This window comes from Marinobacter sp. CA1 (assembly GCF_020546665.1).
GTDB lineage: Bacteria > Pseudomonadota > Gammaproteobacteria > Pseudomonadales > Oleiphilaceae > Marinobacter > Marinobacter xestospongiae.
On sequence record NZ_CP071785.1, the window covers coordinates 805,631 to 830,835 of the forward strand.

24 protein-coding genes and 1 pseudogene are annotated in these 25,205 nt (G+C 58.5%); 13 read left to right on the plus strand and 12 right to left on the minus strand.

Annotation, left to right across the window (positions count from 1 at the left end; all coding sequences use genetic code 11):
* Positions 1–22: 22 nt before the first annotated feature.
* The 3 genes and pseudogenes from J2887_RS03740 to J2887_RS03745 form a co-directional block, all read left to right on the plus strand.
* A pseudogene (locus J2887_RS03740) lies at positions 23–1,696 on the plus strand (ribonucleoside triphosphate reductase); the annotation flags it as partial.
* A 46-nt stretch (positions 1,697–1,742) separates the two neighbouring features.
* Positions 1,743–1,883, plus strand: coding sequence for an anaerobic ribonucleoside-triphosphate reductase (gene nrdD, locus J2887_RS21705; RefSeq protein WP_267461610.1), 141 nt, complete (start codon positions 1,743–1,745; stop codon positions 1,881–1,883).
* Positions 1,880–2,623: an anaerobic ribonucleoside-triphosphate reductase activating protein gene (locus J2887_RS03745; RefSeq protein WP_227174146.1), complete on the plus strand. Its 744-nt coding sequence runs from the start codon at positions 1,880–1,882 to the stop codon at positions 2,621–2,623. The genes nrdD and J2887_RS03745 overlap by 4 nt, the downstream gene beginning before the upstream one ends.
* Positions 2,624–2,661: 38 nt before the next feature.
* On the opposite strand, the gene J2887_RS03750 is transcribed toward J2887_RS03745, so the two are convergent.
* Positions 2,662–3,450 (minus strand): lipase secretion chaperone, encoded by a 789-nt coding sequence (locus tag J2887_RS03750; protein WP_227174147.1) that lies wholly within the window; start codon positions 3,448–3,450, stop codon positions 2,662–2,664.
* A gap of 332 nt (positions 3,451–3,782) precedes the next feature.
* Positions 3,783–4,745, minus strand: coding sequence for an esterase/lipase family protein (locus J2887_RS03755; protein WP_227174148.1), 963 nt, complete (start codon positions 4,743–4,745; stop codon positions 3,783–3,785).
* Positions 4,746–5,029: 284 nt separating this feature from the next.
* Between J2887_RS03755 and J2887_RS03760 the strand changes: the two genes are divergently transcribed.
* Positions 5,030–5,848, plus strand: a complete 819-nt coding sequence (locus J2887_RS03760) for a helix-turn-helix domain-containing protein (RefSeq protein WP_227174150.1) — start codon at positions 5,030–5,032, stop codon at positions 5,846–5,848.
* A gap of 48 nt (positions 5,849–5,896) precedes the next feature.
* Here J2887_RS03760 and J2887_RS03765 read toward each other — a convergent pair whose 3' ends face one another.
* Positions 5,897–7,270 carry a nicotinate phosphoribosyltransferase gene (locus J2887_RS03765; RefSeq protein ID WP_227174151.1) on the minus strand — a complete coding sequence of 458 codons (1,374 nt, stop codon included), beginning with the start codon at positions 7,268–7,270 and terminating at the stop codon, positions 5,897–5,899.
* Between the two features lie 156 nt (positions 7,271–7,426).
* Positions 7,427–8,485 carry a bifunctional nicotinamide-nucleotide adenylyltransferase/Nudix hydroxylase gene (locus J2887_RS03770; protein WP_227174153.1) on the minus strand — a complete coding sequence of 353 codons (1,059 nt, stop codon included), beginning with the start codon at positions 8,483–8,485 and terminating at the stop codon, positions 7,427–7,429.
* A 118-nt stretch (positions 8,486–8,603) separates the two neighbouring features.
* On the opposite strand from J2887_RS03770, the gene J2887_RS03775 reads away from it, so the two are divergent.
* The gene (locus J2887_RS03775; protein ID WP_227174154.1) at positions 8,604–9,347 is read left to right on the plus strand and encodes an NUDIX hydrolase; all 744 of its coding nucleotides are present in this window, start codon (positions 8,604–8,606) and stop codon (positions 9,345–9,347) included.
* Positions 9,348–9,351: 4 nt separating this feature from the next.
* Here J2887_RS03775 and J2887_RS03780 read toward each other — a convergent pair whose 3' ends face one another.
* A complete protein-coding gene (locus J2887_RS03780) occupies positions 9,352–10,263 on the minus strand; it encodes a LysR family transcriptional regulator (protein ID WP_227174155.1) in 912 nt (303 codons plus the stop codon).
* A 169-nt stretch (positions 10,264–10,432) separates the two neighbouring features.
* Here J2887_RS03780 and J2887_RS03785 point away from each other — a divergent pair, with 169 nt between their 5' ends.
* Entirely contained in the window at positions 10,433–11,074 is a 642-nt protein-coding gene (locus tag J2887_RS03785; RefSeq protein ID WP_227174157.1) for an NAD(P)-dependent oxidoreductase, read from the plus strand.
* Between the two features lie 84 nt (positions 11,075–11,158).
* Positions 11,159–11,923: a type 1 glutamine amidotransferase domain-containing protein gene (locus tag J2887_RS03790; protein ID WP_227174159.1), complete on the plus strand. Its 765-nt coding sequence runs from the start codon at positions 11,159–11,161 to the stop codon at positions 11,921–11,923.
* Between the two features lie 41 nt (positions 11,924–11,964).
* Here J2887_RS03790 and J2887_RS03795 read toward each other — a convergent pair whose 3' ends face one another.
* The 3 genes from J2887_RS03795 to J2887_RS03805 form a co-directional block, all read right to left on the minus strand.
* Entirely contained in the window at positions 11,965–12,417 is a 453-nt protein-coding gene (locus J2887_RS03795; protein WP_227174160.1) for a hypothetical protein, read from the minus strand.
* On the minus strand, positions 12,410–12,967 hold the full coding sequence (locus J2887_RS03800) for a hypothetical protein (RefSeq protein ID WP_227174161.1): 558 nt from the start codon (positions 12,965–12,967) through the stop codon (positions 12,410–12,412). The genes J2887_RS03795 and J2887_RS03800 overlap by 8 nt, the downstream gene beginning before the upstream one ends.
* 78 nt (positions 12,968–13,045) lie before the next feature.
* Positions 13,046–14,218 carry an MFS transporter gene (locus tag J2887_RS03805; protein WP_227174162.1) on the minus strand — a complete coding sequence of 391 codons (1,173 nt, stop codon included), beginning with the start codon at positions 14,216–14,218 and terminating at the stop codon, positions 13,046–13,048.
* Between the two features lie 127 nt (positions 14,219–14,345).
* Here J2887_RS03805 and J2887_RS03810 point away from each other — a divergent pair, with 127 nt between their 5' ends.
* Both J2887_RS03810 and J2887_RS03815 read left to right on the plus strand, forming a co-directional pair.
* Complete coding sequence (locus tag J2887_RS03810; protein ID WP_227174163.1) at positions 14,346–15,314, plus strand: LysR family transcriptional regulator; 969 nt, start codon at positions 14,346–14,348, stop codon at positions 15,312–15,314.
* A gap of 178 nt (positions 15,315–15,492) precedes the next feature.
* The gene (locus J2887_RS03815; RefSeq protein WP_227174164.1) at positions 15,493–16,257 is read left to right on the plus strand and encodes a sterol desaturase family protein; all 765 of its coding nucleotides are present in this window, start codon (positions 15,493–15,495) and stop codon (positions 16,255–16,257) included.
* Positions 16,258–16,394: 137 nt separating this feature from the next.
* Here J2887_RS03815 and J2887_RS03820 read toward each other — a convergent pair whose 3' ends face one another.
* From J2887_RS03820 to J2887_RS03830, 3 genes are all read right to left on the minus strand, one after another.
* Positions 16,395–17,423, minus strand: coding sequence for an IS630 family transposase (locus tag J2887_RS03820; RefSeq protein ID WP_227174166.1), 1,029 nt, complete (start codon positions 17,421–17,423; stop codon positions 16,395–16,397).
* Positions 17,424–17,578: 155 nt separating this feature from the next.
* Positions 17,579–18,373 (minus strand): hypothetical protein, encoded by a 795-nt coding sequence (locus tag J2887_RS03825; RefSeq protein WP_227174168.1) that lies wholly within the window; start codon positions 18,371–18,373, stop codon positions 17,579–17,581.
* A complete protein-coding gene (locus J2887_RS03830; RefSeq protein ID WP_227174169.1) occupies positions 18,370–19,659 on the minus strand; it encodes a hypothetical protein in 1,290 nt (429 codons plus the stop codon). The genes J2887_RS03825 and J2887_RS03830 overlap by 4 nt, the downstream gene beginning before the upstream one ends.
* A gap of 458 nt (positions 19,660–20,117) precedes the next feature.
* Here J2887_RS03830 and J2887_RS03835 point away from each other — a divergent pair, with 458 nt between their 5' ends.
* Positions 20,118–20,708 (plus strand): Crp/Fnr family transcriptional regulator, encoded by a 591-nt coding sequence (locus J2887_RS03835; protein WP_227174170.1) that lies wholly within the window; start codon positions 20,118–20,120, stop codon positions 20,706–20,708.
* Between the two features lie 72 nt (positions 20,709–20,780).
* Positions 20,781–21,227 (plus strand): methyltransferase family protein, encoded by a 447-nt coding sequence (locus tag J2887_RS03840; protein ID WP_227174172.1) that lies wholly within the window; start codon positions 20,781–20,783, stop codon positions 21,225–21,227.
* Positions 21,228–21,233: 6 nt separating this feature from the next.
* On the opposite strand, the gene J2887_RS03845 is transcribed toward J2887_RS03840, so the two are convergent.
* On the minus strand, positions 21,234–22,133 hold the full coding sequence (locus tag J2887_RS03845; RefSeq protein ID WP_227174173.1) for a LysR family transcriptional regulator: 900 nt from the start codon (positions 22,131–22,133) through the stop codon (positions 21,234–21,236).
* Positions 22,134–22,504: 371 nt separating this feature from the next.
* Between J2887_RS03845 and J2887_RS03850 the strand changes: the two genes are divergently transcribed.
* Complete coding sequence (locus tag J2887_RS03850; protein ID WP_227174174.1) at positions 22,505–23,404, plus strand: NmrA family NAD(P)-binding protein; 900 nt, start codon at positions 22,505–22,507, stop codon at positions 23,402–23,404.
* A gap of 253 nt (positions 23,405–23,657) precedes the next feature.
* Complete coding sequence (locus tag J2887_RS03855) at positions 23,658–25,160, plus strand: tyrosinase family protein (protein WP_227174175.1); 1,503 nt, start codon at positions 23,658–23,660, stop codon at positions 25,158–25,160.
* Positions 25,161–25,205: the final 45 nt, after the last annotated feature.

The following is a 25,205-nucleotide window of genomic DNA, read 5'->3' on the forward strand; positions in this document are numbered from 1 at the left end:
GGGCGGCAGTCTGGACACCGGAGCAACCATTCGCGAGTACCTGGACCGCAGTGACTGGCGGGTCAACGCCAACGCCAACCAGGGCTATTCTCTCGGCGGGCTGATCCTCAACACCGCGGGCAAGGTGGTTGCCAACTACTGGCTGAACGAGGTCTATTCACCGGAGATTGGTGAGGCCCATCGCCAGGCAGATCTGCATATCCACGACCTTGATATGCTCAGTGGCTACTGCGCGGGCTGGTCGCTGCGCCAGCTATTGCATGAGGGACTGAATGGCGTGCCCGGCAAGGTGGAGGCAGCGCCACCGAAACACCTGTCCAGTGCCATCGGCCAGATGGTCAACTTCCTGGGAACGCTGCAGAACGAATGGGCCGGCGCCCAGGCCTTCAGCTCCTTCGATACCTACCTGGCACCGTTCGTCCGCAAAGATCGGCTCTGTTATGCGGAAGTGCGCCAGGCCATGCAGGAGTTTGTCTACAACCTCAATGTGCCGTCCCGGTGGGGGACGCAGACGCCGTTCACCAATGTGACGTTTGACTGGGTCTGCCCGGAGGACCTGAAGGACCAGGTGCCGGTGATTGCCGGCGAGGAAATGCCTTTCCACTACGGCGAACTGCAGGCCGAGATGGACGTGATCAACCGGGCCTACATCGATGTGATGACGTCCGGCGACAGCAAGGGGCGGGTGTTCACCTTTCCCATCCCCACCTACAACATCACCCCAGAGTTTGATTGGAGCTCTGACAATGCCCACCGGCTGTTTGCCATGACGGCCCGTTACGGTTTGCCTTACTTCCAGAACTTCCTCAATTCGGACCTGGAGCCGAACATGGTGCGTTCCATGTGCTGTCGACTGCAGCTGGACTTGCGGGAGCTGCTGAAGCGGGGCAATGGGCTGTTCGGCTCGGCGGAGCAGACCGGTTCGCTGGGGGTGGTCACCATCAACTGCGCCCGCCTTGGTTATCTGTACGCCGGGCAGGAAGAGGCGCTGTTTGAGCGTCTGGATCAGTTGCTTGAACTGGCGCGGGAGAGCCTTGAACGCAAGCGCGAAGTGATTGCCCGGCTGATGGATGAAGGCCTGTTTCCCTATAGCCGGCGGTATCTGGGGACGCTGCGTAATCACTTCTCCACCATTGGCGTGAATGGGCTCAATGAAATGATCCGCAATTTCACTGCCGATCAGGACGACATCACCAGTGCTCAGGGACAGGCTTTTGCCCTGGCGTTGCTGGATCATGTCCGCCACCGCATGCAGGCATTCCAGGAACACACCGGCAACCTCTACAACCTGGAGGCAACACCGGCGGAGGGCACCACCTACCGGTTTGCCCGCGAGGACCGCAAGCGGTTTGCCGACATACTCCAGGCGGGCACGGCGGATGCCCCCTACTACACCAACTCCAGCCAGCTGCCGGTGGGTTACACCGACGACCCTTTTGAGGCGCTGGAGCTGCAGGATGCGCTGCAGACCCGATACACCGGCGGCACCGTGCTGCATCTGTACCTGCGTGAGCGTATCAGCGATGCCGACACCTGCGCCCGCTTTGTACGGCGGGTACTGGAGAACCACCGGCTGCCGTACATCACCGTGACGCCGACGTTCTCCATCTGCCCTATCCATGGCTATCTGGATGGCGAACACGAATTCTGCCCCCGCTGCGACGAGGCGTTGCTGGCGGAGCAGGCCCGGGCCTGATTGGCCCGCCCACCCAAACGATCCACCAAATCAAAGGAGTACCACCATGAACCAGAAACCTGAACCGTCCCGTCGTCAGCGCTGTGAAGTCTGGACCCGAGTCATGGGTTACCACCGCCCGGTCACCTCCTTCAACCACGGCAAGCGCTCGGAGCATCGTGAGCGGAAACCCTTCCGGGCGTCATGACGGCGCAGGATCTGGCCACGGCGGACGGCAAGCGCTCGTCCGCCGACGGCTTACGGCTCGGTGGGGTGGTGGCTTTTTCCACCGTCGACTACCCGGGACAACTGGCCGCCACGGTGTTTCTGCAGGGCTGTCCGTGGCGTTGTCACTACTGCCACAACCCGCACCTCATCTCCCGTCGAGCTAACGTTGGGGCGCCAGCTTGGACGGACGTGCGCCGATTGCTGCAACGACGACGGCATCGGCTGGAGGCGGTGGTGTTCAGCGGTGGCGAGCCACTGTCGCAGCGCGGCCTGGCTGCCGCCATGGCAGAGGTACAGCAGCTTGGCTTCCGGGTGGGAATGCACACCGGCGCCCCGGACGCCGATCGACTGCAACGGCTTTTGCCCTGGCTGGACTGGGTCGGCCTCGACATCAAGGCGCTGCCGGCCGGCTACCCTGCCATTACCACCAGCCGCAGCAGCGGTCCTGCCAGTTGGCGGGCGCTGTCGCTGTTGCTGCAACACGGTCTCGCCTTTGAATGTCGCACCACCTGGCACCCCGAGCTGCATTGCGCCGCCGACATCATCAAGCTGGGGGTATGCCTGGCGCAGCAGGGTGTATCCAACTATGCGATCCAGATTGCTGGAACCGATCAGTGCCTGAATCCACTGTTGGCCCGTCGCCGGCCCGGTCCGGCGGACCAGGATCAGGTCGTTCAGGCTTTGGCGCCTCTGTTTGAGTCTTTTCGCCTTCGGAGCTAATCAGAAACTCTCTCGTCCAATAGGGCGCCCGGGCCTGGTCATAGTTCGGGTGACAGCGCCCGAACCCTCAGGGCTTCGGTGGCGGAAAACCGCTGTTCGATCAGCTGATCGATAGCTGCCTGTTGGGCTGCCGGCGGCAGTTCGGACTGGCGCAGACGATTGCGATCGGCGACAAAGGTGTCCAGGCGTTGCCGCCAGTGCTGGCGCTCGCGATCAAGTTCGGCCAGCCGGGCGGCGGCGTTGTCGCCCAGGGTCTGGGCCCGGAGCTGATAGAGCTCGGCCGGGCTGGCGCCCTGGTCCCGAAGTTGACGGGTGTGTTGGTACAGCTCGGCGTGGCTGGTGACCCGCTGGCGGAGTTGGCGAAGTTCTGCCGGCAGCGAGTGCTCCAGGGCTGCCAGCGCCTGAGCTCGCTGGTCCTCTTGTAGGCCAGGGTGTTGAGCAATCTCCATGTAGGTCAGCAGATGTTCGTCCTGGCGGCTCTCCAGCGCGAAGAACGCGCCCTGTTCGTCGTCGTTGAATTGGGTGTCCCTCAGTGTCTGCAGGTGTTGCTGGCGCTGGCGGAGGGCCTCCAGATCAAATGCCCCTGTGGCCAGCCGCGGCGGTGTTGCTCCGGCAAGATCGTCCAGTGCCAGGCGGTAGTCGATGTAGCGTGTCAGCAGGTTCCGGGCCTGGGCAAGGGCCTGGGGCTGGTCACCCAGTTCGTCGGACAGGGCCTGCTGAATGCGTGTCATGACCAGTTCGAGCGGCTCGTCGGTCAGGCCGGCGAGGTAGAAATCAAACAGGCGTCGCACGTCGGGGGTTGGCCGCAGGTTGCCGTCGTTGTCCACCGCAAGCCGAAAGCGGGGCTGCGCATCAGCCAGGTGCGAGGGGAGTGGCGGCAGCGGCTGAGATGGTAATGACGGTAGTGAGGTGGAGGCTGGTATCCCTCCCGAAGCCCCAGTGCCCTGGCTGATCGATGGCACTGGCCTTTCGGCAAGAGGGTTGGAGGGTGATGGCATGTCGTCCGGTTTTGCGGTCGGTTGCAACAACAGGCCCAGGATCAAACCCAAGCTGGGGACCGTGAGCGCGAGTATCTGAATTCGGGGCGGCATTGGACGGCTCCTCTCCCCCGGCCGATTTCGCCGGGGGACTGTTTCTCACTGATGGTTCCGCAATGAACTCAGAGACCGGCCTGTTTCAGGCGTACTGCGTGATTGCGGAACAGGGTCTCGGGCCGGGTCTCGAACAGTGACACCAGACCCAGGACGTGGTTGTTCACATCAATGTGATTCATGGTGTAGTTGTCCTTGATCACCTGGCCAAAATGACTGGAGCAGCGGCCGGTGACGCCGTCGTTGGCCTCTTCGAAGGCCAGGCTGGTGGCGCCAAACAGGGCATCGGACAGGTCCAGGCCCGTTGTGAAGGTAGCGGTGCCACTCCAGGAGTAAAGCCGGATCGGGTGGCCATTGATGGTGACTTCCGCCGGCCCTTCGCCGCAGGCGGATTCTGGCACCCCGGCGGGGAACTGGGCATTGAAAGCAGCGGAACCGTCGCTGTTGAACTCGGCCAGCATGGCGTTGACATCGGCACGGTCATGGTGGTTGTCGGACAGCAGGTTGACCAGGTTGCCAACGGCGTTGGAGAAGGCCTCGAAGGTGATGCCCCGCAATGTACCTTCCGGTGCAATGCCTGTTGCCACATCCGCCAGCGGCGACCCTTTGTGGGGGGAGTGGGCGGTGGACACCGAGGCGACCAGGTCTGGACGGACATTCATGACATAGCGGGAGGTGAGGCCTCCCTGGCTGTGGCCAATCAGGTTGAACTTCTCAATCTGTCCGTTGGACGCCGCGCGGATCTCCTCGAGTTGCTCGATCAGTCGTTCACCGCGCATGGCGGAACTGTCGAAGGCGTTGATCCTGGGGATGAATACCGTCGCGCCCTCGGACTCCAGTGCGGCGGGAATGCGGTACCAGTAATCCACCCCTGCGATGGTGTCGAAGGCGAAGATGCCTGGCACCAGCGCGATCGGGTGACGGGTTTCGGCGTCGTTGCGATCAAACCAGTTACTGAAGAAACCGGCCTGGGCGGACAGGGTGGCAGTCATGCCGGCTGCGGCTGCAGCGGCGATCATTACTTTTCTCATGGTCTTCCCTTGTTCAATTGTTGTTGTTTGGTGTGGCCACCGGCTGATCCTATGTTGCTGTGTCAGCTGGCGGGCGGATGGTGACTGCCGGACGGGAAGGCCCGATACCATCAGTGAGCGATACCATAGGGCAGGGGCGAAGCGGGCTTCTTGTAAGAACTGATAACGGTTACCCGCAGTGATCGGAAACGTGGCTCAGGTCACGAATGTGCATGAACGCTGGCTGCAGGGTGTCGGGTTTCGGCTAAGCTCGGCACACTGGTCCAACAACGATAAAACCGACTATGACGATGGCCCACCCATCGCCCGACTGCGCCCTCTACCTCTGGCCACGGCGGACCGTGTACGTGGGGCGTCTGGCCCGGCCCATAGAGTTCAACCTGGCAGCCGCTTCACTGACCGTCGCGCTGGACGGGTTGCTGCAGTACCAGACTCCGGACATGCCCGGTCCGGGCTATTGCACCAGCCTGTTACTGAAGCCCGGGGAGCGGGTACGGGTCGATGCTGGCGACCGGCTTATTGGCACCTGCTACTTGGATGCGCTGGGACAGGATCATGCCCTGCTCGAACCCCGTATGCTTGAGTGCAACGCCGGTGTCTGTCAGCGGGTGCCTGGAGAGCAAGAGTTCCAGCGTTTGTTCCGGCAAATGCTTGACCCGGGCATTGCTGCCAGCGAAGGGTTCCGCACTCTGGAGACGCTGATCAACCCGGGCGCCATCCCCTATCCAGTGGTGGATGACCGGGTTGCCCGGGTGGTGTCGCTGATTCACCAGTCCGTGGCACAGAACTGCCCGGTCACCGAACTCGCCGGGGCCGTCAATCTGTCTGCCCCACGACTGGTACAGCTCTTCCGCCAGCAGGTGGGGGTGCCGATCCGACGCTACCGCCAATGGCACCGGCTGTTCGTCACCGCGATACGGGTGGCCCGGGGCTGGTCACTGACCGAAGCCGCACTGGAAGCGGGGTTCACCGATTCCGCGCATCTGTCTCATACTTTCCGAGCCATCATCGGCCTGCGCCCATCCGATATCTTCACGGCTTTGGCCAGAGCCAGGTTGGTGGTGGATGAGGGTATCGACAAAGACCTGGAGGCCTCGGTTTGAGTCCGGCCATCTTTGGTCTTCAGAGGCGCCCTCTACTTCGGAGCAGGCTCAGGAACGTGCACGCTGGCAGACGGTGTGCCAGTCCACCGCATTGACCAGATCACCGTTGCGGAACACTGTCCTGAGTTCGTTGCTGCGTCCTGCCAATGCCTCCGCTCGCACCGTGCTGAAACAGTCACCGTCGCGAATCAGCGCCAGGCGCCCCCGCTTGGAGCGTTTGCCCGGGTCGGTGATCGGGTCTTTGTAGATGTCCCGCCATTGTTCGCCGACCTGGATGGCCGAGGCCTTCATGGCGAACTTCTGGGTATCCCGGTTGAGTTTCTGCAGCAGTTCGGCGCCCATGCCGAAGGCGATGTTGTCGGCACTCAGGCCTCTGGCCGTCATGGCGGCAAGGATGGCGGCGATACTGTCGGTATTGATGCCATCGCCCTGGATCACCCGCACAAACGGCGGTAATACCCGATAGCCTTTGTGGTTGGTGGTAAAGCCGAATCGGGCCATCAGCCGTTCAATGACTTCGGGAACAATCGCCACCGGCTCGCCGGAATCCGGCCGCACCACAAGCGTGCCGCCATTTTGGATGACCTGCTCCCTCAGGGTGTCGCCCCAGAGATTGTCGATAGCGTTCCACAGGTCATAGGAGTCGCTGACCACGGCCACCGTACGACCATCTCCGCCAAACTGTTCCAGCATGTTGGCGTAGGCGGCGGCCTCGCCGTCCCGGCCCCAACTGGTCATGGTGCTGTGCTCTGCCGCCGGGATTGAGAAACCGGCCATGTCGGCCTGGTAATAGCGCCGCGCTGCGACAATCGCCGACAGGTTATCCGTTCCGGCAAAACTCAGCAGGTGGGCCATGCCGCCGAGTGCAGCGGTTTCTTCCGAGCTGGTACCGCGGGCTCCGAAATCGTGCAGTTTGAAGTCGAGACCGTCCAGGCTGTCACTGGTCTGAGTCATGACGCTTTCGATAATGTCTCGACAGGCTCTGGCACGGGTGGCCACGGTGGTGGGGTACCACACAGCGCGCAGCAGGGCGGTCTCAATATAGCTGCTGAGCCAGGCGCAGTTGGGGTCGGTGTTGACCACCTGAGCCAGTACATTGCCCGTCGGGACCACTGTTCCCTCCGGCGCCGCTTCAATCTCGATCGGTAAATAGCCCTGGTAGGCATCGCGGATGTACTCCCAGCCAGTCCGGTTGAACGGTACGCCGTGGGCACGGCAGAGGGTGTCGGCTTCATCAATGTCGGCGGTGGTGATCGGCCGGCTGAGGTACTCCTTCAGGAACGCCTGCAGGCCAAAGAACACGGTTTCAGGGTAGGCGCCACCCCGGGATTCGATGTAGCTGGAGATGAAGCGGGTATCCGCCGGGTATTGCAGGAAGTGTGAGGTCTTGTAGGAATCGGTGTTCAGAATCAGGTTACGCATGACGGAAATCCTCCAGTCAGTGGTGTTCGGCGCTGGTCTATCCGGCGCCGTTGGCAGCGCTCCGCTGCACGGGTTTGTTTGCTGCCCGATGAAGCTATATTGGCCTAGGGCCACTAATTAGGTCAAGCTTTATTTCCCTGAGTTGTCCGGTGGCCGTCAGGCGGCCCCGATCAGGTCCTGGATAATGAAGTAGTGGTCTTCAAACATGGTTTGGGGATCGAGTTCCGCCAGTGGCACCCAGCGCGCCGTGCGGGCGTCGTCGCCGCCTTTTACCCTGGGCAGCTCTGCCTGAGGCGCCAATTCAAAGTAGAAACCATGGGTGATGGTGCGGCCCCGAGCGGAACGGTATGGGTCGTCGTACACCCGTTGTTGGCGGATAGAGCCTTTCAGCACCGGTGCTGGCACCTTGAGACGGGTTTCTTCCCGTAACTCTCGCAGGCAGGCGTCCAGCAGGCGCTCACCGGGGTCGACAAAGCCGCCGGGCAGCGCCCAGAGCCCCTTGCCCGGATTGGCCCGGCGTTCCACCAGCAGGATATGACCGGACTGCACCACCGCGCCGTCCACGGTCACAAACGTAGGTTCGTATGGTGCTGATTCCCAGGCCGACTGGTACTTGCGAACAAACGCCAGTTCATCCCGCACCTGCTGGTAGCCCGGATTGGTGCTGGCAAAGTCTGCCAGCCAGGCGACCACTTCCGGAGGCAGTACACCGCTGTCACGCAGTTGCGGCAGCAGAGTTGCCGGTTCATCGCTGAAGAATCGCTCCCGTAAAGGGGTTGCGCTGATGTTCTCAAGGTTGTCCACCGACAGGCTGGACCACTGCGGAAACAGGTTCAGGTAGAAGCCGGTGGCGTCCTTCCTGTGGCCGATCAGTGCGGTTTTCATTGCCCGGTGGGGGGTGGTGTAGTGGGCGGTGGCCAGGCCGGCGACGGTGGCCTGGACGTTCCGCACCCAGACCTCATCGTTGTAGGGCGCGTCCATCAGCGGCAGGCACAGCAGGCGGCTGTTTTCCTCGCTGGTGAGACAGGCTCTCACCATCTGCTCCCGCTCCTGATGGGTCCAGGGATTGCGGGCATTGCGGGCCTGCCAGGCGGAGCCGATCAGCAGAATCAGTTTGTCAGCCTGCTCCAGACCGGAGCGGATAACGTGAAGGTGACCGCTGTGCAGGGGTTGAAAACGACCAATAAACACCGTGAAATCGAAAGCACGTTGCATGCAGCAAGCTCCTTGCTGGTGAATCTTGCGGCCGGTCTGTCCGGCCGTCTTGGTTTCCAGTTCTGGGCTGGAACTGTGTTATTGTTGGCATAAAGCCACTAAATTGCAAGGGGAGCCCATGGCCAACAGCGACAGCATGGATGAACAACACTACCTGGCGAACTACCAGGCTGGTGACTATTCAAGCCCATTGGTGACGGTGGATGTCGCCATCTTCACTCTGATTGAGGGCCAGCTTCATGTGTTGCTGGTGCAGCGGGGCAACCATCCGGCCCAAGGCCGCTGGGCGTTGCCCGGTGGCTTTATCAACACCGACAGTGACCTGGATCTCAGTGAGGCGGCCGGCCGCAAGCTGCATGAGAAAACCGGCATCAATGCCCCCTACCTGGAACAAGTCTGCACCAGTGGCGACGCCAGCAGAGACCCCCGTGGCTGGTCGGTCACCGTGCTGTATATGGCTCTGATGGCTCACGCTCCCACTGCGGAATTCGTCGAGACCGTGACCGACGCCCGTTGGTGGCCGTTGCCATCGGCTCAGCAACAGGACCTTGCCTTCGACCACAACCACCTGCTGGAGGCCGCCCGCAAACGGCTCAGCAGCAAGACTGCCTATACGGTACTGCCCATCCACACCCTGGATGCACCGTTCACCCTGACCCAATTACAGCAGGCCTTCGAGGAAGTGCTTGGCACACCACTGGAGAAGAAGTCCTTCCGTCGCCGCATCCTCAGTGCCGACATCCTGGAGGAGTCCGGTGAAGCCCCGCCGCCCGGAGGCCGCGGCCGTCCTGCTGCGTTATTCCGCCCCAAAGCCGGTCTGGAAGATCATGCCTTTGTGCGGGTGGTGGGGGAGGGAAGGTAATCCTTCACTCATCCCAATACGGTTCATCCCCTCCCAGGTACTCCAGCGCAAACTCCAGGAACACTCTTACCTTCGCCGGTAGATATTGGCGCTCGGGAAACACCGCATAGAGGGTGTGGTCAGGGATGCGGTGGTTCGGGAACAGGTCAACCAACTGCCCCGATTTAACCAGGGGGCCGGCGACAAAGGTTGGCAGCCGGCCGACACCGATGCCTTCGAGGACGGCGGCAAGGATCGCTTCGCTGTTGTTGACGCGATAGCTGCCGGTCACTTCGACGGTTTCTGCCGTTCCATCGTGCTCAAATGTCCAGACATTGGCGTCCCGGGAGTAGCTGAACAGAATGCAGTTGTGTTCGGTCAGGTCGGCTGGGGTGCGTGGCAGTGGGTGCTCCTGACCGTAATCCGGTGATGCAAAGACGGCCTGTCTCAATGGCGCCAGCTTGCGGGCCACAAGTGCCGAATCCGGCAGCCCACCGAAGCTGCTCCGGATGGCAATGTCGATGCCATCGGCAACCAGGTCCACAGGGCGGTCGTCCATCATCAGCTCGATATCGAGCTTGGGGTAACGCTTCAGGAGCTTGGGGATCAGCGGGGCAATGTGGAGCCGTCCAAAGGACATCGGGCTGCTGATCTTCAGTTTACCCTGAGGTTCCCCCTGCAGCTGTGCAACAGCGTCCTCCGCCTGACTCGCTGCCCGTAATGCCTGTTCCGCGTGTTCGAAATAACGTTCCCCGGCTTCCGTCAGGCTGAGCTTGCGTGTGGTCCGGTAGAGCAGGCGAACGCCAAGCTCCTGTTCGAGCTGGTTGATGCGTTTGCTCACCGCCGACTTGGAAACACCGAGTGCGCGCGCCGCCGCTGAAAACCCACCGCCCTTCACCACCGCAACAAAGGCTGGAATGGCCCCGAATCCGTTCATCAATTCGCTCTATTGTGGAGTCTAATTCAACAGTTATTTTCCATTCTAGTGGATTATCCGTTTCTGGGAAACGGGATAAAGTTCTCTGCGTCAACCAACGGGCCCGTTGCGGGCCGTAAAGGTGGCGTAGAGCGCCACCTCGAAATCATATTCAAAAGGAGTTCCTCCAATGAAAATTACCGTACTGGGTGCCGCAGGAAACGTAGGTCGTCGGGTTGTCGCGGAGGCGCTTGCCCGAGGGCATGAGGTGTCAGCGGTTGTTCGTGATGCCCGGACTTTTGAGGCGTTGCCGGAGGCTGCCATTGCCAAGGCGGGCGATGCTACCGACCCGTTTGACGTTGCCAGGCTGACGGCGGGCCAGGATGTTGTCGTTAACGCGACCCGGCCGCCGGCGGGTGATCGCGAACGAGTGTTTGAGTTCACCCGTTCGCTGATGGCCGGGGTTGCCCGGAGCAAGGTTCGGCTGATTGTGGTCGGTGGTGCTGCAACCCTGACCGTGCCCGGGACGGGCGGTCGAACGGTGATGGAAGATGCGAGCTACTTGCCGGTCTCAGCTCGACACATTGGTCGGGCCAGTGCCGATCAGCAGGAGGCCTGCCAGACAGAAAGCACGGTGGACTGGGTTTACCTCAGCCCGCCTGCAAACCTGGTTGCCGGCGAGCGGACCGGTCAATACCGCCTGGGCACGGACGAACTGGTCGTTGATTCCGATGGCAACTCCAGTATCTCCATTGAGGATTTGGCTGTCGCCCTGATCGACGAGGCGGAAGCCCCTCGACATCACCAGCAACGATTCACGGTCGCCTACTGATTGCCAGGCAGAGCGACGTCAGAGGCTCTTTTTTGATCTCTATCGACCTGTTTGTGAACTTGTACCTGATCACCGGAGTGAACCATGAAGCACCTAATCAGTATTGCCCTGCTGTTTGTTGCCCTGCTTACCACCAACCTTGCCCATGCCGGAGGCTCAGACAAAGACCCGGAAAAGATACTCATTGTTCTGACCAGCCATACCGAACTGGGGAATACCGGCAAGAAAACGGGGTTCTGGTTGCCGGAACTTACCCACCCCTACTACGAGTTTACTGAGGCCGGCTACACCGTGGATGTTGCCAGTATTGAAGGCGGCATGGCTCCGGTCGATGCCAAGGCGTTCAGAGAAGAAGATGAGTTCCATCAGGTATTCCTGAATGACGCGGAGTTAATGGCAAAAGTGATTCGCAGCATTCCGTTGGCGGAGGTTGATCCGGAGGACTATCGCGCTGTTATGTTTGCCGGAGGCTCTGGGCCGATGTGGGACTTTCCCGAAAACGACGACATCAGCCGTATCTCTGCTGCAATCTATGAGAACCAGGGTGTTGTGTCTGCGGTATGTCACGGCAATGCTGCGCTGGTCAATCTGCGACTGTCCAGTGGTGAGTTGCTGGTGGCGGGCAAGCGCGTTGCTGCATTCACCAATGAGGAAGAGGCTTCGTTGGGCACGACCGATGTGGTTCCCTTCCTGCTGCAGGACGAGCTGGTCGAACGTGGCGCCACTCATGTCTATGGCGCAGCCTGGGAAGAAAACGTGGTTGTTGATGGCCGTCTGGTGACTGGCCAGAACCCGGCTTCCGCCCAGAAGGCTGCGCAGAATGTCATTCAGATGCTCCAAGGTAGCTAGCGATTCCTGTCGGATTTGGCTGTCGGTACCTCACTATAGTGTCACTTGGGCTTCGGGGGAGCAGAGGGCGCGGCAGCGTGGCTGACAGCCTGGCTGGCCCCCCGTTGCATTCGGTAGTGCCCATAAAACAGCCCCAGACTGATCAGCGCCGGCAAGGTCACCCCGGCAAAATCCACCAGCAGGTACTCGGGTCCACACAGGCCGGTGGCGACTTCCAGAACATGAAAGATCGCGTGACCGACCAGCCAGGTGGTGGGGAGCGCCCATAGCAGCAGCCGAGGTCGGGCGTTGAGGGCGCCGTAGGCAAACGCCACGCCCATCAGCAGGTACTGGATGCCGATGTCTCGCACAAAGTGCTGATTGAACGAGCCTCGCACCGGTACGCCGGGCACGGTCCAGTACCAGGTTTCGGGCGCCACCAGCATGAACATACCGTTGGCGAACAGGGCCAGCCCGAGGATAAACGCTATTACGGTGATCAGTTGCTTAACCATGTTGCGCCTCCGCTGAGCGGGTTGGAGCCAATGTCTGGTCGTTGACCTGGACACGGCTGCAGGTGTGTCCGTACCCCAGGGTGTATTTCAGTGCGGGGTAGACCCGGGATGAACTGATGCTGTAGGCGATGGCGATCAGGCCTTTGCTGCCCCACAGGGCGCGGATCTGCTCCCGCAGCTCATCCGCTTCCGGGTTGTGGGCCAGTACCAGCTCAGTAAAGCGGGCCACCAGGGCGGTGCTTTCCGGCAGGTTGTCCAGGTCCATGTCCACCATGGCGCGCACCCGATCCGGGCTCACCTTGGCTTCCAGCGCCATGTTTACCACCAGCTGCGTGCAGGGGCCGCAATCGTCCCAGATGATCGCCCTCACCCTGGCGGCAAACAGCGGTTCCGCAGGGACGTTTGCCGAATGGGTCGCCATCATCTGAAAGCCCAGGTATTTCAGGAACGCGGACAGGTCGGTCTGCAGGATTTCCTGCATGTAGCGAACGTCATAGTCGTATCGCCGGTGCATGGCCATCAGCATCTTGTTCAAGAGATATCGGATCATGTTGCTACCTTCTGTGACGTGGGGTTGAAGTAGAGGGTGATGTAAGGAGTGACGAATCAGGGGGGGGGGTGTGACCGGCTATGGCGAAAGCGGTACGGCGCCCATCGGAGTGTCCTGGGCCTGAACAGGCCGTATCAGCAACACAAAGCTCATCAAGAAAATGCCTGCACAGCTGTAGAGCATGACCGAAAAGCTGTCGCGCTCGAGCAGGCTGGCAGCGAGCAGGGGACCGGACGCCATTCCGACGTAAGCGGTGAGTCCGGCCATGGCCGAAAGTCGCCCGGTGCGGTCCATGTCTGCGGTAACCGCCAGTAGAAACGACTGCACTGCGGGCCAGGCGAAAAACAGCAGCGCCATCGCCGCAACATAGAGGACGGTGTGTTGGGCGTAGTCCAGCAGAACAGCTGCAACCATCGACATCGCCAGACCGGTGGTCACCCAGAACAGGCGCCCAAAACGTTTGCCACTGATCACCGGCAGCATGGCGCCCAACAGCCCCAGCAAGCCGGTCGCGGCGATGTACTGGCTGACCGACTCGGCCGCCATGCCCGCATCACGACCGATCAGTCCCACGTAAGCCCAGATCCCGCTGGCCGCTACCTGGTAGCCGAGGATGGCCAGCAGCAGTAGCGTCGTATTGGCTGGCAAGGGGGAGGATGGTTCGGTTGAACTGCTATCGAGCCGCAGGGTGGGCAGGAACGGCAGCAACATCAGGCTTAGAGCCGCCAGGGTCGCCATCACGTAGAACACGGCGTGGGCGCCAAGGGCGATTTCCAGCCCAGGCAGCAGGTAGATAACCATGGAGCCCAGGCTGAACTGCACGAACATCAGCAGGCCGAATGCCCGGTCGGGATCGTTCAATCGCGCCAGCACCGCAAGCCCGATGCCGACACAGAGCCCGCCCAGCACACCGGCGCCAAAGCGCCAGCCGAGCAGCAACGGGTAGGACTGCACCCAGGCGGTGGCCAGGTCAACCATGGCCAGCAGCGTCAGGAAGGTCAGCATGGCGTATTGCCATCGCACCCGGTGTATCAGGGCAATCGCAATGGCACTGCCCAGCAAGCCGCCGTAACCGTTGAGCGCAACGATCTGCCCGGCCTGGGCGTCACTGAAGCCGATGTTTCCCGCGAGTGCATTAACGACGCCGGGCAGGAAGTTGATGTAGGCAAGGCCTGCCATAGCAACAAATGCCAGAAGGCAGTAGGCCAGTGTGCCGGTGGTGGCTATGGGATTGGGATCATGATGTTTCAACGGTTTTCCCCAGACAGGTACGTGGTTGGCTAACGAATTCTAGGCACCTGAAAGCTCGAGAAAATCGGCCTGTCACCCCAAACAGTCGTGAATAATGTTCATGATTCTTTGTTGCTATACTGGTCTGATGGACAAGTTACGGTCACTGGAAATTTTTATCGCCACCTGTGATGGCGGCAGTTTCGCGGCAGCAGCCAGGCTGTGTGGCAGCGATCCGTCCACCGTCAGCAAAGCCATTGGCCGCCTGGAAGCCCAGTTGGGGCTGACACTGTTCCAGCGTTCAACCCGGCAACTGCGGATTACCGCCGCTGGCGAGCGTTACGCCAGCACCGTGCGCAAGATGATGCAGGACCTCTCGGGTTGTGAAGAAGAGCTCAAGCAGATCAACCGCTCGCCCAGCGGCACCCTGCGTATCAGTTCCGCCGTCTGCTACGGCCACCTCTATCTGCGTCCCTTGTTGCGGGCGTTCTGCCTTCAGTATCCGGACATCCGTCTGGAGCTTGAAATCAATGACCTGCATGCAGACATCATCGACAACGACATCGATGTGGCACTGCGAACCGGCTATGTGAAGGACAGCCGCCTGGTAGCCCGACGACTTAGCCCGATGGACTTCCTGGTCTGCGCGTCGCCCCGGTATCTGGAGGAGTGCGGTATACCCCGTCGTCGCGAAGATTTTCACTTCCATTCCTGGATTGGTTTTCGCATCAAGGAGACCCAGCAGCTACAGCCAATCTTCCTGCCCGATGAGACCGGGGACTACCAGCCCTATGAACTGGAACGCCGCTATCTCACCGATGATGGTGAAGCCATGGCGTACATGTGCGCCGACGGTCTTGGCTTTGCCCAGTTGCCGCACTTCCTCGCCAAGGACGGGCTGGACAGCGGTGCCCTGGTGTCGCTGTACCCCTACTACCGGCCCCCGGAGCCTGGCAGCGGTGTGTTTGCCATCTATCCCAAGCGTGACTACCTGCCGGCCAAAGTCCGGGTGTTCATCGATTTTCTGACTGATGCATTGGCAGCGCGGGGAGAGGATGCCAACCATACCTGGGCGGAGAGCTGGGAGCCGGTTGTAGGAATGCCAAAGCACGCCTGATAGGGCGTTGGTGCAGGTGGATACATGCAGGCGAATACGCCTGCCGACGGGGTTGTGAACGATAAAGTCGTTTCTATCGATACTTAAGGTAGTGCTCGGTACAACCTTTCCTCAAAAACTTCAAACAGATCGCCGAAAGCCTAGACTTCTCTTCTGGTGATATTCATAGGGGACAGGGATGCTTGAGGTTATCGTCATTGTGTTTGTGGCGTGCTTTGTTTTGGAGCGAATCATACCGGGATGGCGGCTGCCGAAAATCCGTAGCTGGCCCTGGCGGGTCGTGCTGGTGAATGCCATCCAGCTGGGGGTGGTTCTGTTGGCGGGGGTTACCTGGGAAACGTGGTTATCCGGGGCTTCGGTGGTCTCACTCTCCCATTACCTGTCGCCATTGGCTGGCGGTGCTCTGGCCTACTTTATCGCTACATTTGTGTTCTACTGGTGGCATCGCTGGCGCCATGAGTCAGACGTGCTTTGGCGCTTCTTTCACCAGATTCACCACAGCCCCAGACGGCTTGAGGTCATCACGTCGTTCTACAAGCACCCCGGCGAAATGGTGGTGAACTCCATCATCGGTAGTCTGCTCGTCTACGCGTTTCTGGGCCTGTCCGTTGAAGCGGGCGCTATCTACACCTTCTTTACTGCCATTGGTGAGTTCTTCTACCACACCAACGTCAGAACGCCCCGCTGGATCGGCTACGTATTCCAGAGGCCAGAGATGCATCGGATTCACCATCAGTTCGGTCGTCACAAGAACAACTATGGCGATATCGTATGGTGGGATATGCTCTTCGGCACCTATGAGAACCCGGAAACCTGGGACGGCAAGTGTGGCTTCACTCCCGAACGGGAAGAGCGCCTGTTTGAAATGTTGTGTTATCGGGATGTTCATAAAAGTCGCCCAGCGAATGGGACGAAAAAGGCTTTTTGGGGAAGGGCCGGGTGATAGTGTTACCCTGCCTTGTTTACGAGGCCTCTTATCAGGCGGTCTGAAACTATGCTTCACTGGCACCCTTCGTCAGAATCCGCTTTTCTGGCATGAGAGCTAGCTAAGCTACTAATCCGAAATAAAGTAAGCGAACATTACGCCGAGATATAAGCCAGGTCCGGATGCCCGAAAAATGACTTCAAGAGCTTTGGTAATTTCTGCAATCGCCGTAGTTGCCGATAAACGATAGCTCGGAGCTGCTCCTTGTTGTTGATGACTTTCTTGCCCACATGGTGATACTTGATGTAGCCCCAGACAGACTCGTCCGGGTTCAGTTCGGGGGAGTAAGGCGGCAAGAAAAACAATCGGAGCCTGCCATCGAGATTGTCCACGTACTCTCTGACCTTGCGGGCATGATGGACTGGGTGGTTGTCCAAAATCAGGAACACGGGTTTGTCAGCATCCCGAACCAAAGCTTTGAGAAAACCGATAAACACCTCGGCATTCATGGTGCCCTGCAGCGTTTTAAAGCGCAGCTCTCCACGAGGCGAAATGGCAGAAATCAGGTTTAGACTGAAGCGGCTTCCAGTCCCTCGTATGAGGGGAGTTTCGCCCGCAGGGGCCCAGGTTGTGCCACTGTGATAATCAGAGCGAATGGTGGCCTCATCTCCGAAGAAGATGGTGGCTCCTGCCTTCTTGGCCTCTTTTTGAATCTCTGGATAGGTTTCTTTCTTCCATTGTTCCACTGCTTTCGGGTTTTGCTGGTAGGCCCTATGCAGCGGTTTCTGAGGTGTCAAACCGAGGTTCCGGAGTAGGCGCCCAACAGACACATCGCTCAGGCGTACATTGAACTCCCGGCGGATCAGTTCACGCACGCGAGCCCGGGTCCACAACGCAAACTCGAACTTCAGTTGATCCGGCGTGAATGAGGTGATCCAAGTGTAGAGTTCACGAATCTGGTCTCCGGTCAGCTTCTTCGGTCGGCCTGAAATCTGCTTCGCCTTGAGGGCATCAAAGCCGCCTTCACGATAGGCCGCCAGCCACTCATAGATCCGCGCCCGGCTCATGCCCAGAGCCTTGATGACCACTTCAGGACTCTCTCCATCCATCACACGTTGCACGGCGCGAATGCGGAGGGCTTCCAATGTCTTGTGGTCGAGTTTACGACCGTCTTCGTGGCGCATGAGGGGAGATATCCGATAAGCTTGGTGAATAGGGACTGCATTATAAATGATGTTCGCTTACTTTCGCATTCATTAGTATTGCGGGGTGCTGTTTTATGCCGCCGCTATGGACCACAATCGGCCGGCTATCTATCACAGCGCTGAATGCTTTTTCTTCAGGGCTTTGCGGAAAGGCTTCGATACTTAACCCTTGTACCCGTCATAACCCGGTCTATATCTTTCAGCGCTGTTTTCAGCCAGTAAGTTTCAGAGTCAGGAGTCCTCCGAACGAAACTGAAACCTACCGTTAAGATGTTTTTTGCGTTAACCATAGTGCAGTAGAAAATGGCTTTTGGCTGTCCCTTGAACTTTGGCTCCCAAGTAAATCGTACCCAATCCGTTTCTGCAATCCGCTTCAATTTGAAGTCTGAAGGAAGAGTTAACGTACGTGACTTGATGAATGCGGTGATACCCCGCTCATGAAGCTCAATGGGGCCATTGCGTTTCTCAAAGATCTCGTAGGCCTCTCGCCGCACCTCTGCATTTGGACCACCTTCACTTTCAAAGTAAGCCTCGTAATCCTGAGTCAAGTATTCCTTTAATTCCTCAATATTTTCGGTGTCGAGGGATAGGTCGCCTTTCACCCGTTCAATCTTCCATGTTTGAGTTACAACTACGTAGGGCTCCTGACCACAGCGCCACCAGGGGCCGCCGTACATCCAGTTGGCTGCATTCAAGACTATTCGGCTGTGCCCGGTGCGTGATTCCGAGGCCTTTTCCAGCAATTCCAGTGGCGGGGAGTCCAAATTAACCCGCGTCGGGGGAACCTTTGAACCAGGGCCATCAATAGGGCTGCGAGTAGCCAGAAATTCAATGGTAGCTGTCCCGCAATCTACTTCGTATAGACTGGAATCACCAAAATCCGGCCCCCCTCGCAATACGGGAAGGCTTCGCTGAATGAGTTGCCTCACGTAGATTCTACCTTTGCAATGTAGCGTTTCACGTGTCGGGCGTAGTCATGATTACCCGTAACTAATAGCTGGTGATGATAAGTCTCAATCCCGAGATAAGGAAGCGTGTGGGGACTGGCAAGTGAATCATCACCCAGCACCAGCTTTCTAAATTTAATTGATCGGGCGAGTCCACTTCTGCTCAGGTCATTGCCACCAGCGATATTTGGTACCATATCAAAGGGGTTATTGCGCACAGCCAGCACCTCAATACCTGCCTGAGTGCAAACCATCTTGGCGTTGGAAATACTGCAGCCGGCACCATGCAGGCTGATTTTATGGCAATTAAGGGAGCCGCCGTAAATACTATTATGCAAGCCCACTGCACGAGCAAAAATGATGGCGCCCTGGCTATGGGCGACCCAGTGGGTGGAATGTCCTCGTTGTTGAGTTTCTCGAAGTACTGCCGCCAAATGGGAAACATTGGCACTATAGCTATTCCGCCCAAATCTGACGCTGGGATTCAGGAACCGCTTGTCAGTAGTACACTCATAAAAGTCCTCTCCGCCTCCCTCAGATGGATTGTGGAAAAGAGTGTACTCTTTCGGTGCGTCGGCCCGGTAAGCTACATCCACATGCGTCCCCATCAGCCAAGAAGCTTTCACCAAGTCATTCTGCATTCCGTTAACAGCAGCATGCCTTGTTTCAATTCGATGCACCGGGCGTTGTTTTTCGGTCTCCCAAGCTGTAGCTAATACCTCTTGGATTCCACGATCTGGCTTAGCCTCAAATCGGGCATCACTTTTCCGGTCAATACGGTAAAGGGCATTGCGTTCCATCGCCGCAACGGGTTGAGGTGCCATCAGTTCGAAATCGTAAAAAATGTCATCAACCAGAATACAGTTCTCAAGCACCGAAAATCTAATCAGATAGTGGTAGCCCTTAAAAGGATACCGCTGTTTTTTCAGTCGCATAAAACCATTATGGCGGTGATGGGACAGGTCTGGAGCATTGGGATTTTCACTGAGGCTGAGTATCTCTTCCGACACCTTCTCACGGTCATAATCGTTCAGGCTGCGCAACATCCGGCAGGCTTGATCCGTGAGCATGACTTTCTGGCATAACTTGCGATGACGCCTATCCTGGCCGGACAGTCGGCTTGGCGTGGTCCCACGGTGCAACGCTGCCGTTTTGCCTGGTCGACCGAACAAACTGGCAATTTCCGGGTATTGCAAAGCTTCTTCCCAAGAGATCCGTTGGCGGGAGGTTTCGAGTAGTGAGGTATTTTGAATGCGTTCAAATGACATAAACGTTCCTTCGTTTATTTTATGGATAGATCACCGAACTCCAGTTTTCAGCGACTAGCTCAACTTGGGGATACTACGAGTTCCGGGATGTGGGCGCAACGGCGCTTGCTTGGAAGTGTGTCCGTCTCCAAAAAGTAAAAAATAAGAGCTTTCAGGTGGGTGTCATTAATCGTGTGAAGAACCACAGGCACTGGTCTCAACCTATGCCTATGAGCTGGCCTATTATCTGACAGCAAACTGCAAAGAGCCGCCCCCTGGCGGCTGGAAGTTGTGGGAGCCGGCTAAGGATCTGATCGCCGCCTATGTGGGAGGTCGTTTTTGATAAAATAATATTTTATTTTCAGTGTGTTATATTAGGTTTTTGCCCGGGGTTGGCGTACCCAGAGCCTAGGCTGCTTGCCCCAGCCGGAGTTACTCAATGCCTTGGTCATTTTTATGATTTTTAGAGATCATACGGTATGGCTCATGATCAGAACTCCCCGTTTAATTGCCTGCTAACAGGAATCACACCATTTGAGCCCTGTGACCTGGAATTGGCACGCCCAGATTTCTCGTTTCACACCTACACCCCTGGCGAATGCATCTTCTCCAGCGGTGATGTTGTCCGGCACGTCTACTTCGTGATGGAGGGTATCGGGCGCTATTTCTACATCGATGCGGGTGGCAAGGAGCGGAACAAGTCGCTGGTTCGGGCTGGTGGTGCTTTTGCCAGTATCAGCAGCTGTGTCAGTGATATGCCGAGCCCCTTTTTCACCCAGGCTATTACCCGTTGTACGACCGCATCAATCGAGTACCGCGCCCTGATAGAGCTGTCCCAAGGTAACCGTAACTGGGCAGATTTCGTTCGCAAGCTGTATGAGAATCTGGTTCTGAAAAAGGAGAAGCGTGAGGCGGCTTTCCTGCTGTTGAGTGCCAGGGAACGGTATGAGCAGTTTCTGGCAGAGTTTGCTGAGGATTGCGAGCAGGTTCCACTGCGGCAGGTGGCGATGTATCTCGGGGTGACGGACGTGACGTTGTCGCGGATACGACGGGAGATGGGCTTAACCTAGGTTAAGGTACCTGAGGCTGTACGGAGGTACTTTGGCGCTCCACTCAATGGCGAGTTGTTCTGGAGCGTTATCATGAGAAAGCTGTTGCCACCGGTCCTTTTCCTGGTCTTTGTGATTGCGATGGCCCTGTTGTGCTGGAGTATGGGGTTCTCTCATCCCATTGGCTTCCCCTATAACCTGGCCGGGCTGGTTGTCGCCGCCGCAGGGCTGGCTTTGTCGATAGCGGGCAAAAACCTGTTCAAACGGCGACACACCAACATACTGACCTTCAATGAACCGGATGTTCTGGTTACCGAGGGTGTGTTCGGGCACACGCGAAACCCCATGTATCTCGGCTTTGCCATCGCTCTGATTGGCTTTGCGATACTGCTGGGTGGCGCAGCTTCCTCTTTCCTGCTGGCAGGGCTGTTTGTGCTCATCACCGACCGGTGGTACATCGCGTTTGAAGAGAACGCCATGCGCCGACGGTTCGGAGCGGAATACGACGAGTATTGCCGGCGTGTGCGGCGGTGGGTCTAGGACGTCTCACAACGCCTGAGCGATGTCGACAATCAGCTGACGAAGCCATTGATGGGCCGGGTCGTAGTGCTGTCGCTCGTGCCAGATGAGAGATGGCGTCATGGGCTCAATGTGGATCGGCGCCTCAAGGATCTCAATGGCCGTCGACTGAGCCAATCGAATAGCCAGTTTGCGTGGCATTGTCAGGATCAGATCACTTTCCGCGATGATCGTCGGGGCAACCAGAAAGTGTGGTGTTCGCACCGCGATTCTCCGGGTGAGACCATGTTTCGACAGGGCCTCGTCAACACTACTCCCGCCTTGCCCCGTGATGATAACCGCCAGATGCGACAGCGCTGCGAAGTTACGCAGGTTCAGCCCCTTGGCGATCACCGGGTGGCCCTGGCGAACGACGCACACAAAATCCTCATGATAGAGCGGGCGGCAGTGGAACCTTGCCGGCAGGTCTCGAAATGACCCGATGGCCAGATCGGCGCCTCCCTGGGCGATCAGTGCCACGTTATCTCCCGACGGAGGGGGTATCACCAAGTCTATCCCTGGCGCGAGTACTGCAAGCTTGGATGTCAGCGTCGGCATCAACAGCAGTGCCAGGTGATCGGCACTCGCGATGGTGACGCGGCCGGAGGCGGTTGCGGGATCGAACTCGGTGGGTGCAACAATGGCCCGGGCGTCATCCAGCAGTTTCGTCACCGACTCCGACAGAGCCATCGCTCGCGGTGTCAGTTCCCACCCGGTTGCCGTTCGCACGAGCAGTCGATCGTTCAGCAACCGCCGCAGCCGCCCCAGGCCCCGGCTCGCAGCTGGTTGGCTGAGCCCGAGCCGTTGGCCGGCGCGCGTCACGCTGCCTTCCTTGAGGAGGGCGTCAAACAGCTTCAGCAGGTTCAGGTCGACCTTAGCGATATCCATTTATGGTATGCCCGATATAGTTTGTATGCATTTTTCATATGTCGGCGAAGTCTATAGGGTTTCTGACATCGAATCCATCAAGGTCGAAGGAGCCTCTGATTAACTCCGGATCACCTCTGGCCTTCAGAGCGGTTCACACTCAAGGCGCGGCTTTGCAGGAAGGCTGGCTGCCTTTCAAAAAGTCGCAACACCGAGTGTGGATCGCTCTGAAGGCCCCGAAGGGCGCGTTCTGAGGGCTGCATCTGCGGCGTTGCGGCCCTTGCCAAGGGCTGCGGCCATTACCTGCGGATCGCGCCTTGCAGCTGCAGCCCTCAGATCGCGCAGAGGCGATTCGGAGTTAATCAGAGGCTCCTTAACATCAGGAGAAGACGATGAGCCAAACCGAATTGTATGTTGTGACGGGTGCCACCGGCCGTACCGGCGCCGCTGCGGCCAGTGCCTTACTGAGCGCTGGGAGGCGGGTGCGGGTTGTTGTGCGGGATGAATCAAAAGGGGCGTACTGGAGCGCACGTGGTGCGGAAGTGGCTGTTGCCGAGTTTGCCGATCACGAGTCTCTGGTCCGGGCGCTGTCTGGCGCCGATGGGGCCTATATCGTCAGTCCGCCGCAGTATGCCTCGGATGAGCTGTTCTCGCAGGCCGAGATCATGGCCCGCGCCATCGCCAAGGCGGCGACAGACGCCAGTTTGCCGAAGCTGGTGGCGCTGTCCTCCATTGGCGCGGAGCAACCAGACGGTACCGGCTGGATTGCCATGAATCGCGGGCTCGAGCACCACCTGGGCGGCACCGGTTTGCCCGTCGCCTTTCTGCGGGCGGCCTACTTCATGGAGAACTGGCAACCTCTGGTGAAGGTGGCTGTGGCACAGGGCCAGCTGCCCAGCTTTCTTGCACCGTTGGAGCGGGCCATCGCGATGATTGCGACCGATGACATCGGACGAATCGCCGCAGACGTGCTGACAGAAACCTGGAATGGCGAGCGGCTCATTAACCTGGAAGGCCCTGCCAGGTATGCGCCTTGTGACGTCGCCAACCACCTCTCCAAGTCACTGGGGAAGCCGATAACGGCTGCGGCAATACCGCAAACGGATTGGGCGCAATCCGTATCGGGGCAGGGCTTCTCAGTACCGGCCGTCGATGGGTTTGTCGAGATGACTCAGGGACTTAACTCTGGACACATTGGCTTTAATGATCAACCAAACGCAGAGCATCGCCGGGGCGTTGTGAGGCTTGGCGAGGTCATTGACTCAATGCTTGATCATCCGGGGCGTACGTAACTCGTTGATGTTGATTAACCTTCAAGGAACCGCTGATGAACTCGGAATCGCCTGTGCGAGATCGGCGGGCGGTAAGGTGCCAGGTGGCGGACCTTGGCACAGGCCGCCACTTGAAGCCGGCGGGTTATGGACTAGTTTGAAAGTTACACCCTACGTCAGCAGGTAGTGGCTCAGTAGGTCCGCGAATTAACCAGACGGAACACTGGTCGATGGTCGCGACGTCAATGTCATGTCGAGTTAAGGAGAACCTGTCATGTCGAGCAGACTACGTACCAACCTAGTTGGCCAATCCACTACCAACCCAGCCGACCCCATCTACTGGTATGAAAAAGCCGTCAGCCGGATGCGGGGGCGAGATATATCCGATCCCAAAAGCTGGGGGTGGTGGGCGGCCGTCCACCAGTATTATTTTGAGTCCCCTTTCTGGCACGTCACTTACGACGATGACAAACCCTGGGTTACCGGGCTGGAGAACGGTATCAGGCCCGGTGATCTGGAGTTTCTGGGCAAGTGCCCGCACGGATCGTTCTATTTTCTGGCCTGGCACAGGCAGTACCTGCTGGCGTTCGAAAATGTGATTCGTTCTGTGCTCAGTGAGCTGCCTGGCGCACCGGACAACTGGGCCTTGCCCTACTGGGACTACACCACATCCGGTACCGAGAATATGGTCATCCCGGAGTCGTTTCAGGATCAGAGTACAGCGCTGTATTTTCCGGGCAGGCATCACAACAATCTGGATTTCTATGCAGGCACTGTCGAGAGTGTCAGCGATGAGCCTTTCTTTGAGTTCGGTGGAAGTCAATCTGGCAGTGGCGGCTCACTGGAGGGCACTCCGCACAATGTCATTCACAATGGCGTTGGCGGGGCGATGGGGGATACCAGAACGGCAGGCCTTGACCCGATCTTCTATCTCCATCACGCCAACATCGATCGACTCTGGGCAATCTGGACCGAGCTTGGCGGTGAGGTGCTGATTGATGACCGGGTTCCCTATCCGGGTATCGAATATGCTTTCAAGTGGTTCCATAACGGCGGCCTCAAGGACGTCAGCCTGTTGTTGGAGGATTTTTCCAGCACCAGGGATATTGTGATCCGTGCGCCTGATTCGAGTGTGATCGAAACGATCAGCTATGAGTATGCACCGGCAAGCGGTTTGTCCCGGTTCATACAGGACGTTCAGGATAACCGGGCTCCGGAAGCCAGTGTCGCGGCCCTGACTTCTGGTAAGGATGTGAAACCGATGGCTGTCAGAAAATCCAGTGACATCAATACCCTGATCGTCGGCAATGTGAACAGGCCGATGACGATTTCTGATCAACCAAAGGCCGAAACCCTGCAGGTCCTCGAGGAAAAATCCTTCCGTAATACCCTGAGCCTGTGTCAGGCGAGCAATACTGCCACTCAGATCAGGGGGGCCAAGGTAAAGCTGGAAGGTGTGGTCACAGACGGAATTCCCATCAACTATCGGGTGACGTTGTATGAACACGATGCTGGCGGGCAGAAAACGGGGAATCAGTGGGAGTTGGGCGTGGTTTCCTTTTTCGGCTCTACGCTGTTGAACGGCAAAACCCAGCTGTTTGACGGTGCGCCAATGTCCACCACCGTTCGTGTACCCAAGCAACACATCGTTGATATCTGCCAGCACTTGCTGGCCAATGGCCACCTGACAGTGCAGTTGGAACCGGACGGTGAAACGACAGGTTGTGGCGTCGTGACCATCCAGAAGATTTCACTGGAATTCCATTCCGTGGCCTGACGCCGGCGGGCGCCGCCTGAGTAGGCTGCGCCCGCTGCCTGGGAG

What these genes read in the sequence shown, in the direction of transcription:
- J2887_RS03845 (WP_227174173.1), bottom strand. Translation starts at nt 22,133, where the DNA reads ATGGATATCGCTAAGGTCGACCTGAACCTGCTGAAGCTGTTTGACGCC.
- J2887_RS03820 (WP_227174166.1), bottom strand. Translation starts at nt 17,423, where the DNA reads ATGCGCCACGAAGACGGTCGTAAACTCGACCACAAGACATTGGAAGCC.
- J2887_RS03745 (WP_227174146.1), top strand. Translation starts at nt 1,880, where the DNA reads ATGACGGCGCAGGATCTGGCCACGGCGGACGGCAAGCGCTCGTCCGCC.
- J2887_RS03795 (WP_227174160.1), bottom strand. Translation starts at nt 12,417, where the DNA reads ATGGTTAAGCAACTGATCACCGTAATAGCGTTTATCCTCGGGCTGGCC.
- J2887_RS03790 (WP_227174159.1), top strand. Translation starts at nt 11,159, where the DNA reads ATGAAGCACCTAATCAGTATTGCCCTGCTGTTTGTTGCCCTGCTTACC.
- nrdD (WP_267461610.1), top strand. Translation starts at nt 1,743, where the DNA reads ATGAACCAGAAACCTGAACCGTCCCGTCGTCAGCGCTGTGAAGTCTGG.
- J2887_RS03850 (WP_227174174.1), top strand. Translation starts at nt 22,505, where the DNA reads ATGAGCCAAACCGAATTGTATGTTGTGACGGGTGCCACCGGCCGTACC.
- J2887_RS03765 (WP_227174151.1), bottom strand. Translation starts at nt 7,270, where the DNA reads ATGCGTAACCTGATTCTGAACACCGATTCCTACAAGACCTCACACTTC.
- J2887_RS03775 (WP_227174154.1), top strand. Translation starts at nt 8,604, where the DNA reads ATGGCCAACAGCGACAGCATGGATGAACAACACTACCTGGCGAACTAC.
- J2887_RS03780 (WP_227174155.1), bottom strand. Translation starts at nt 10,263, where the DNA reads ATGAACGGATTCGGGGCCATTCCAGCCTTTGTTGCGGTGGTGAAGGGC.
- J2887_RS03800 (WP_227174161.1), bottom strand. Translation starts at nt 12,967, where the DNA reads ATGATCCGATATCTCTTGAACAAGATGCTGATGGCCATGCACCGGCGA.
- J2887_RS03830 (WP_227174169.1), bottom strand. Translation starts at nt 19,659, where the DNA reads ATGTCATTTGAACGCATTCAAAATACCTCACTACTCGAAACCTCCCGC.
- J2887_RS03770 (WP_227174153.1), bottom strand. Translation starts at nt 8,485, where the DNA reads ATGCAACGTGCTTTCGATTTCACGGTGTTTATTGGTCGTTTTCAACCC.
- J2887_RS03760 (WP_227174150.1), top strand. Translation starts at nt 5,030, where the DNA reads ATGACGATGGCCCACCCATCGCCCGACTGCGCCCTCTACCTCTGGCCA.
- J2887_RS03815 (WP_227174164.1), top strand. Translation starts at nt 15,493, where the DNA reads ATGCTTGAGGTTATCGTCATTGTGTTTGTGGCGTGCTTTGTTTTGGAG.
- J2887_RS03840 (WP_227174172.1), top strand. Translation starts at nt 20,781, where the DNA reads ATGAGAAAGCTGTTGCCACCGGTCCTTTTCCTGGTCTTTGTGATTGCG.
- J2887_RS03785 (WP_227174157.1), top strand. Translation starts at nt 10,433, where the DNA reads ATGAAAATTACCGTACTGGGTGCCGCAGGAAACGTAGGTCGTCGGGTT.
- J2887_RS03755 (WP_227174148.1), bottom strand. Translation starts at nt 4,745, where the DNA reads ATGAGAAAAGTAATGATCGCCGCTGCAGCCGCAGCCGGCATGACTGCC.
- J2887_RS03855 (WP_227174175.1), top strand. Translation starts at nt 23,658, where the DNA reads ATGTCGAGCAGACTACGTACCAACCTAGTTGGCCAATCCACTACCAAC.
- J2887_RS03835 (WP_227174170.1), top strand. Translation starts at nt 20,118, where the DNA reads ATGGCTCATGATCAGAACTCCCCGTTTAATTGCCTGCTAACAGGAATC.
- J2887_RS03810 (WP_227174163.1), top strand. Translation starts at nt 14,346, where the DNA reads ATGGACAAGTTACGGTCACTGGAAATTTTTATCGCCACCTGTGATGGC.